Origin of the sequence: Collimonas sp. (genome assembly GCF_039923675.1) — a bacterium.
Taxonomy (GTDB): Bacteria; Pseudomonadota; Gammaproteobacteria; order Burkholderiales; family Burkholderiaceae_D; genus Collimonas.
Window position 1 is genome coordinate 23,821 of record NZ_JBDTCG010000098.1, and the last position, 8,063, is coordinate 31,883.

The window sequence follows — 8,063 nt, forward strand, 5'->3', positions numbered from 1 at the left end:
AATGCTGCAATAAACTGCTGCAATAAGCATCTATGGATATTATAAAGTTGATGGCGTTTCGGTTCCGGGCTTTTCTGAAAGATATTCCGTGATGCCCAGCCAGAGCAGGATCGCCGCCGGCAACAACAGCGCCAGGAACAACAGATATTTATAGGCAAAAGCGCCACCGACTGCGCCGATGCCGAACGCCACGATCGGCCAGAAAAACTTGATACAGCGCTGGCGTAGCGCATCATCCGCCGCACCGCGCAAGATATCGACCAGATCGATGATCACCTGCGTGACGTTACCCGTCATGACGGTGGTAGGCGTCAGATGCTGCAAGATCAGGCGGCTGCTGGCGTTTTGCACGCCCATGCTGGCGGCGCCTAGCATGCCAGCGAGCAGAGCCAGCGGCGCGCGCGAATCCGACACCGGCTCAATCAGATAACCGGCCAGCATGAAACCCAGCAAGAAAACCAGTTGTAGCAGTAGCAAATAAAACATCGGCGGTTTGCCGCCGCGCTCCAGCCAGATCACCGCCATGCGCGTCAGGGCAACCGCAAAGACAAACGCAGGAAACGCCAGCAGCTTGATCAAGACGCCGTGCGATGGATTTGCCAGCTCGCTGCCGATCAGTACAAAGTTGCCGGTGACATGCGCCGTGAACAGACCGAACAACGCAATGAAGCCGACGGTATCGACATAGCCTGCCAGAAAGCTCAGGGCAATGCTTTGCTGCGTCCTGCGATCAGTTACGGGCATCGTACGCTCCGCTGAAGAGAGGTCAGAAATATCTTGTAGGGCATGATGTTCCTTTGCATGCGCAAATCAAAAAGCAAAACAGCTGCAACCCAATGCGCCCCAGAATCCCGTATGGTCGGCAACCGGCACCGCCGATTTCCTGGCCACATCGTGGGCGTGCGCATGCACGCCGCAAGCACCCGCGCATTGATGCGGCAAGCTCTGGCGCTGCTGCGGTAAGGCACGATAATGGCCCGGCACGGTCTTGACCGGCGACCAGTCAGGCAACACCGGGATCGGCGGCGGCGCCAGCGGGCCGAATTCTGCCGCGCCGTAAACGATCTTGCCGCCGACCACTGTCAGCACCGATTCAAGCGCCTTGATGTCATCTTCGGCGACCGTGAAGAAATCTGCCGACAGCACTACCAGGTCGGCCAGCTGGCCTTCCTTGATGCGGCCTTTCTTGCCCTGTTCACTAGAGAACCAGGCGCTGCCGGCAGTCCACAATTCCAGCGCCGTATCGCGCGATAACTGGCTGGCGGTGTCGTACAGGCGCATGCCGCCCACCGTCCGGCCCGATACCAGCCAGTACAGCGCGGTCCAGGGATTGTAGCTGGCCACGCGCGTGGCGTCGGTGCCGGCGCCCACCGGCACGCCCATCTCCAGCATGCGCGCCACCGGCGGCGTGTGCTTGGCTGCCTCGGCGCCGTAGCGGTCGACAAAGTACTCGCCCTGGAACGCCATCCGGTGCTGGATGGCGATGCCGCCGCCGAGCGCCCGCACTCTTTCGATATTGCGCGGCGTGATGGTCTCGGCATGGTCGAAAATCCAGTGCAAGCCATCGAAAGGAATCTCGCGGTTGACCCGCTCGAACACATCCAGCATGCGGCTGATCGATTCGTCGTAAGTCGCGTGCAGGCGGAACGGCCAGCGCTGCGACACCAGGTGCCGCACCACTTTTTCCAGTTCGCCTTCCATGCCGGCCGCAAGTTCCGGCCGCGGCTCCAGGAAGTCCTCAAAATCCGCTGCGGAAAATACCAGCATTTCGCCGGCGCCGTTGTGGCGGTAGAAATCATCGCCCTGCCCTGGCGCAACCATGTCAGTCCATTTCTGGAAATCCTCCAGTTCCTGCCCTTTGCGCTGGGTGAACAGGTTGTAGGCTATGCGGATAGTCAGTTGCTGGTCGCGCGCCAGCTGATCGATGATGGCGTAGTCTTCCGGATAGTTCTGGAAGCCGCCGCCGGCATCGATAGCGCTGGTGACGCCGAGGCGATTCAGCTCGCGCATGAACTGGCGCGTGGAGTTGACTTGCTGCTCGCGCGGCAGCGCCGGGCCCTTGGCCAGGGTGGCGTAAAGGATCATCGCGTTCGGCTTGGCGATCAGCATGCCGGTCGGATTGCCGCCGGCGTCGCGCTGGATCTCGCCGCCAGGCGGATTCGGCGTGTCCTTGGTATAGCCGACCGCGCGCAAGGCAGCGCGATTCAGCAAGGCGCGATCGTACAGGTGCAGGATGAACACCGGCGTGTCAGGCGCAGCCGCATTGATTTCCTCCAGCGTCGGCATGCGCTTTTCAGCAAACTGGAATTCGGTCCAGCCGCCGATCACGCGCACCCATTGCGGCTGCGGCGTGCGCAGGGCCTGCTCGCGCAACATGCGCAAGGCATCCGCCAGCGACGGCACGCCCTCCCAGCGCAATTCCAGGTTGTAGTTGAGGCCGCCGCGTATCAGGTGCAGGTGCGAGTCGTTCAAGCCGGGGATCACGGTGCGTCCTTGCAGGTCGATCACCTGGCTGCTCTCGGCATGATGCCGCATGGCGTCTTCGGCATCGCCCACCGCGATGAATTTGCCATCCCGGATCGCCACTGCCGTCGCCAGCGGCTGGCTCCGGTCTACCGTGTGAAAACGGCCGTTCAACAAGATCGTGTCTGCATGCATGATGTTCTCCTATCCCTGTCCGATGTGAAAGAGCTCGACTCGGCAGCGACAACAACGCGAAACCAGGTTTATTTCTGTCGGTTCAAAATATCGAACATGACTTTACCCGCATCGAGTTGCACCAACGGGAATGCTCGCCATTGGACAACAACCAGATATCGCGCCAATGCCAAGCAGTATGGTTGAGAGGGATTCAAATGAAAAACGGAAAATCTATGGGGAAATAATCGAATTTATCGATAATGACTGTATCGACACCGGCAGTGTCACGCTATCTCGTCGATCAGCGCGTGGCCATAGACGGTGAAGCGGCTCTTGCCCTGCCGCTTGGCCTGATACATCGCTTCATCGGCCTGGCGCAAGGCCGAATCCCATTCCAGGCTTTCAGCCTGGCACAGCGCGATGCCGATGCTGCAACCGATGCCATCGCCGATCGCAGCGACGCGGCTGACGATGCGGCTGGCCACCGCGGTCGCGGTGGCCTTGATCGCCAGCGCCGGCGCCACCAGGCAAACCACGAATTCATCGCCGCCGACGCGCCCGGCGATATCGCTGTCGCGCAATACCGATCTCAGCGCCGCCGCTACCTCTACCAGCACCACATCGCCCCGGTCATGCCCCAGGTTGTCGTTAATCCACTTGAAGCCGTCCAGATCGATGAATAGCAGCGCCACCGCGTGGCGGTTGAGAGTGCCGTGGCTGCGCAGGGCTTCCGCCAGTTCCAGAAACAGCGAACGGCTAGGCAGGCCGGTCAGGTCGTCCAGCCGCACCTGGTCCATCCTGACTTCCAGCATGGCGTTGTTGAGCGCCAGCAAACGGGCGTCCTGCACCGTTTTCAGGTAGACCTGGTTCATTTCCCGCAAATAGATCAGCAGCAGCACCGTGGCCGAAATCAAGGCGTTGCAGCGGCCGACATACCAGCCGATGGAGAACTGGCTGCCGCCCGCCATGGTGATCATGTTGTCACATTGCAGGGCGACCAGGGCCACTCCCAGCCACACATGCAGCACCGCCCTGAAGCCGGTGGCGCGCCACAATACCAGCATGGCGGCGGCGGTAAGAATCTGCAGCAGGGGGCCGAGGCCGCTGGTGGTGATGCGATGGAAGTCGCCGTTGTCGATCAGTTTGGGCAATGCTTCATGAAAGGCCACCACGGGTAACAAGCTTGCCCCTAGCGCCGCCAGCACTACCGCCGCCAGCCAGTTCGGCATGCGCTCGGGATGACTGGCCAGCCAGGAGGGGCTCCACCAGCGGCTGACCGCGTACAGCAATATGCTAAGCGCCAGACCCGCATGCCAGAGGAACCATAACCAAATGGTGGTCTGCGCACCGCCCAGCAAGCCCTCTTGCGGCACAAAAGCACCGGGCATGGCAAGGAACTGCACGATCAGGATCACGGCGGCATAGAAACAGCCGGCGCCGATGTAGAGCAGATCGACTTCCTTGGTGGCGCGATAGTGCCCGAATATCAGATAGGTGATGATGACGTAGGCAATCACCGTCGCGGTCTGGTATGACGGCAGGAAAGCAGGGATCCGCGGCCCCATGACTGACGCTACCGGCAACAATAATAGTGTCGCAACAACAATGCCGATGCATACCCATAGCGCGCGTCGACGCTGTCGCGTGCTGGCCTGACGGGTCGCAGGAGACGCGCTTCTATCGGTCCACGCCGGCTTCGCGGCGGCTTTGTTGGCTGCTATTCTTGCGCGGTCTATCATTGGCAGTTTTAACCATGGCCGGATGATTACGGGCTTACCTTTCGGTAAATTTTTCCCAAAAGCATCAAAATAGTATCTTGAATGGCTAGTCTCAGCTAATACAAAAAAGCTATCACAATCGCTGTCAAAAGAGAAAATCACAGTTGTCATACAATGGCCGTATCCCCACCAACGAGACAATCCCATGCGTGCTATCGAAATTACCCAACCCGGCGGTCCCGAAGTGTTGCAAATCTGCGAACGCCCTGTACCGTCTTTCAAGGCCGGCGAAGTGCTGATCAAGGTGCAAGCCGCCGGCATCAACCGGCCGGATGTTTTCCAGCGCACCGGCAATTATTCGCCGCCGCCGGGCGCATCCGATTTGCCTGGGCTGGAAATCGCCGGTGAAATCGTCGATGGCGATTTCAGCGCCACGCCGTTCAAGAAAGGCGACCTGGTCTGCGCCCTGGTCCAGGGCGGCGGCTACGCCGAATACTGCAGCGCGCCGGCTGCGCAGTGCTTGCCGCTGCCAGACGGCTGGAGCGCCGTGGAGGCGGCATCGCTGCCGGAAACCTTTTTCACCGTGTGGAGCAATGTCTTCGATCGCGCCAAACTGGCCGCCGGCGAAACCTTGCTGGTGCAAGGCGGTAGCTCCGGCATCGGCGCAGCGGCGATCCAGATCGCTACCGCGCTCGGCCATCGGGTATTTGCAACCGCCGGCTCGGACGACAAATGCCGCGCCTGCGAAGCGCTGGGGGCTGAACGCGGCATCAATTACCGCACCGAAGATTTCGCCGCAGTGATCAAGGCCGCGACCGACGGCAAGGGCGTCAATGTGATCCTGGACATGGTGGCGGGCGACTATGTGCCGCGTGAAATCAGCTGCCTGGCTGACGACGGCCGCCTGGTCTTCATCGCCACCCTGGGCGGCAGCAGCGCCAGCATCGATTTCCGCCAGGTGCTGATGCGGCGCCTGACGATTACCGGTTCCACCCTGCGGCCGCGGCCGATCGCCTTCAAGGCCGCCATCGCAGCACAATTGCGCGAGCGCGTCTGGCCGCTGCTGGCAGCCAAGAAAATCAAACCGGTCATCTTCAAGACCTTCCCGCTGGAACAGGCGGCGCAAGCACACACGCTAATGGAAAGCAGCTCGCATATCGGCAAGATCATGCTGACTACTTGAATCTCTCCTGCGCCCGCTTAATCAGTTGAAAACGGAAGCCTCATCGCCTGGCAAAGTTGCGGGGCTTCATTTCATCTTCAAGGTTTAAAACCCGAATGCAGATCAGAAAAGCTACGAAGGAAGATGCGCGGCAGATTTTCGAGATTCGCATCGCTGCAATCCGTCATCAGTGCGCCGGACATTATTCCAAAGAATCCCTGGACCTCTGGACCGGCGGAGAAATGTCCGACAAATTTGTCGAATGGATGGCTGCGGCCTGTCATGTGGCGGCTATCGAATCGACCATTCTCGGGACTGGCATCCTTGATCTGGAATCGGGGCAGATCGATGCCGTTTTTGTGCACCCGGACGTTATGGGAAAAGGTATAGCGCAAGCAATGATGCGCCATCTGGAACACTTGGCGCGCAATGCGGGGCTTGCGCAAATGAAGCTGGATTCGACCCTGAATGCCGCCGCCTTCTATCGGAAATGCGGCTTTGTCGGCGATGCGGTTTCGACTTATGAATCGAAGAAAGGCATTTCGCTGGACTGCATCCCGATGATCAAGCAACTTTCTGCCGTGGAACCCGCGATCGGTTAGCACGGAATCAACAGCCATCTGGCCTCAAAGGAGGCCGGATGGCTGCAGGTTAACGGCGCCGGGACAAGCTCAATCCAAAGGTATGGCGCGATAGCGGTTAACCTCAGCCGAACTGACAATCGGCGCCTTGTTGCCCCAGCTATTGCGGATATACGACACCACTGCGGCGATTTCACCATCGCTCAGAGCTGGCCCGTAAGGCGGCATGCCGTAGGGACGCGGATTGGCTGCGGTGCTCGGCGAGAAGCCGCCGTTCAGCACCACCCGGATTGCATTCACCGGCGAGGCCATGGTGATCGCGTGATTGCTGGCCAGCGGCGGATAGGCCGGCCATGCGCCTTTGCCGGAAGCCTGGTGGCAATCTGCGCAATGGTTCTTGTAGATCTTCGCGCCCTGTTCCAGCACGCGCGCCACTTCATCCGGACTCGCGCGTTCTTTCGGCGCCGACGCTTCCTTCTGGCGCGGCAAGGATTTCAGATACAGCGCCATGGCGCCGACATCGGCATCGCTCAGATGCTGCAGGCTGGCGCCCACTACTTCGGCCATCGGACCCAGCACCGTGCCGCGCGGTGAGACGCCGTTTTTCAGCAAGCCGGTGATGTGCTCGATGTCCCAGTCGCCCAGGCCGATTTCATCATCGGAAGTCAGCGACGGTGCGTACCAGTTGATCACCGGGATGAAGCCACCTCCCAGTTCAGCCTTCAGATCGGTGCCTCCCAGCGCGTTGCGCGTGGTGTGGCAAGCGCTGCAATGACCCAGGCCTTGCACCAGATAAGCGCCGCGATTCCATTCCGCCGATTGGTTCTTCTCAGGCTGGTACACGCCCGGCCGGAAATACAGCGCACGCCAACCGTACAACAGGACCCGGTTGTTATACGGAAAACGCAAATCGGGCTGCAGGTTCTTTTGCGGCACCGGAGCCACACTGCGCAGGTAGGCGAACATCGCATCGGCATCCTCGCGCGTGACCTTGGTGTAGTTCGTGTAAGGGAACGCCGGATACAGCAAGCTGCCGTCTTTCGATTTACCGTTATGCAGCGCGCGCCAGAAATCGCCAGCGGTCCAGGTACCGATGCCGGTGTCCTTGTCCGGCGTCAGGTTGGGTGAATAGATAGCGCCGAACGGGGTCTGTATCGCCCGTCCGCCGACCAGTTCCTTGCCGCCGCGGGCTGTGTGGCAAGCGATGCAGTCGCCGGTGCGAACCAGATAGGCGCCGCGCACGATCTGCGCGGCAGGATCGGCTGCAGCCGTCGCCGGCGCAGATGATGCGTCGCTGGCATCGTCGGCATTCAGCGCCGCCAGCACGGCAATCACCGCAACAACCAACAGCAGCGCCAGGCCCACCAACCACAAGAGTATGCGTTTCATTCTGCGCTCCCGGGAACGCTGCCGCAAGCCAGCGGCAGTTTGACGGAACCGGGGGCAACCGCAGTGGCGCCGCTCGGCACCGGCTGCGCCGCCAGCCAGGACGCCACCGCGCCGATATCTTCAGCACTCAGGCGCTGCGCCACCTGCGCCATGCAATCCGGAGCAAACGCATGCCTCGCACCATTCTTCCAGGCGCCGATCTGGCTCACCAGATAATCGCGCGGCAAGCCGAGCAAACCCGGCGTGGTCGGCAACACCCCTGTCATGGCGCTGCCATGGCAGGCGATGCAGGCGGGGACCTGCTTGCCAGAATCACCCTTGTTGACCAGCGTTTCGCCGCGTTCGCGCGTAGCGTTAGACGGATCGGCAGGCTGAGGCGCCGGATAAGGCGGATGCTGGTCGGCGAAATAGGTCGCGATTTCCTGCAGATAGGCATCGGACAGATGATCCACCAGATACGTCATCATCGGGTACTGGCGACGTCCTTCGCGGAAATTGTGCAGCTGGTTATACAGGTAACCGGCCGGCTTGCCTGCGATGCGCGGGTAATAGCCGTCGCTGGTGGCGCGCCCC

General features: G+C 60.7%; 7 protein-coding genes. 2 read left to right on the forward strand and 5 right to left on the reverse strand.

Annotated features, from left to right (window positions below; genetic code table 11):
- Positions 1-39 precede the first annotated feature (39 nt).
- The 3 genes from ABI171_RS22380 to ABI171_RS22390 all read right to left on the reverse strand — a co-directional run bounded on the left by ABI171_RS22380 (position 40) and on the right by ABI171_RS22390 (position 4,205).
- Positions 40-744 carry a YoaK family protein gene (locus tag ABI171_RS22380; RefSeq protein WP_348094778.1) on the reverse strand — a complete coding sequence of 235 codons (705 nt, stop codon included), beginning with the start codon at positions 742-744 and terminating at the stop codon, positions 40-42.
- A 66-nt stretch (positions 745-810) separates the two neighbouring features.
- Positions 811-2,658, reverse strand: a complete 1,848-nt coding sequence (locus ABI171_RS22385) for an amidohydrolase (protein WP_348094779.1) — start codon at positions 2,656-2,658, stop codon at positions 811-813.
- Between the two features lie 266 nt (positions 2,659-2,924).
- Positions 2,925-4,205 carry a sensor domain-containing diguanylate cyclase gene (locus ABI171_RS22390; RefSeq protein ID WP_348094780.1) on the reverse strand — a complete coding sequence of 427 codons (1,281 nt, stop codon included), beginning with the start codon at positions 4,203-4,205 and terminating at the stop codon, positions 2,925-2,927.
- A 358-nt stretch (positions 4,206-4,563) separates the two neighbouring features.
- Between ABI171_RS22390 and ABI171_RS22395 the strand changes: the two genes are divergently transcribed.
- On the forward strand, positions 4,564-5,541 hold the full coding sequence (locus tag ABI171_RS22395) for an NAD(P)H-quinone oxidoreductase (protein ID WP_348094781.1): 978 nt from the start codon (positions 4,564-4,566) through the stop codon (positions 5,539-5,541).
- A gap of 56 nt (positions 5,542-5,597) precedes the next feature.
- Complete coding sequence (locus tag ABI171_RS22400; protein ID WP_348094782.1) at positions 5,598-6,122, forward strand: GNAT family N-acetyltransferase; 525 nt, start codon at positions 5,598-5,600, stop codon at positions 6,120-6,122.
- A 69-nt stretch (positions 6,123-6,191) separates the two neighbouring features.
- On the opposite strand, the gene ABI171_RS22405 is transcribed toward ABI171_RS22400, so the two are convergent.
- Both ABI171_RS22405 and ABI171_RS22410 read right to left on the reverse strand, forming a co-directional pair.
- A complete protein-coding gene (locus ABI171_RS22405) occupies positions 6,192-7,490 on the reverse strand; it encodes a cytochrome c (RefSeq protein WP_348094783.1) in 1,299 nt (432 codons plus the stop codon).
- On the reverse strand, positions 7,487-8,063 hold a 577-nt coding region (locus ABI171_RS22410; RefSeq protein WP_348094784.1), incomplete at its 5' end, for a c-type cytochrome. The genes ABI171_RS22405 and ABI171_RS22410, both read right to left, overlap by 4 nt.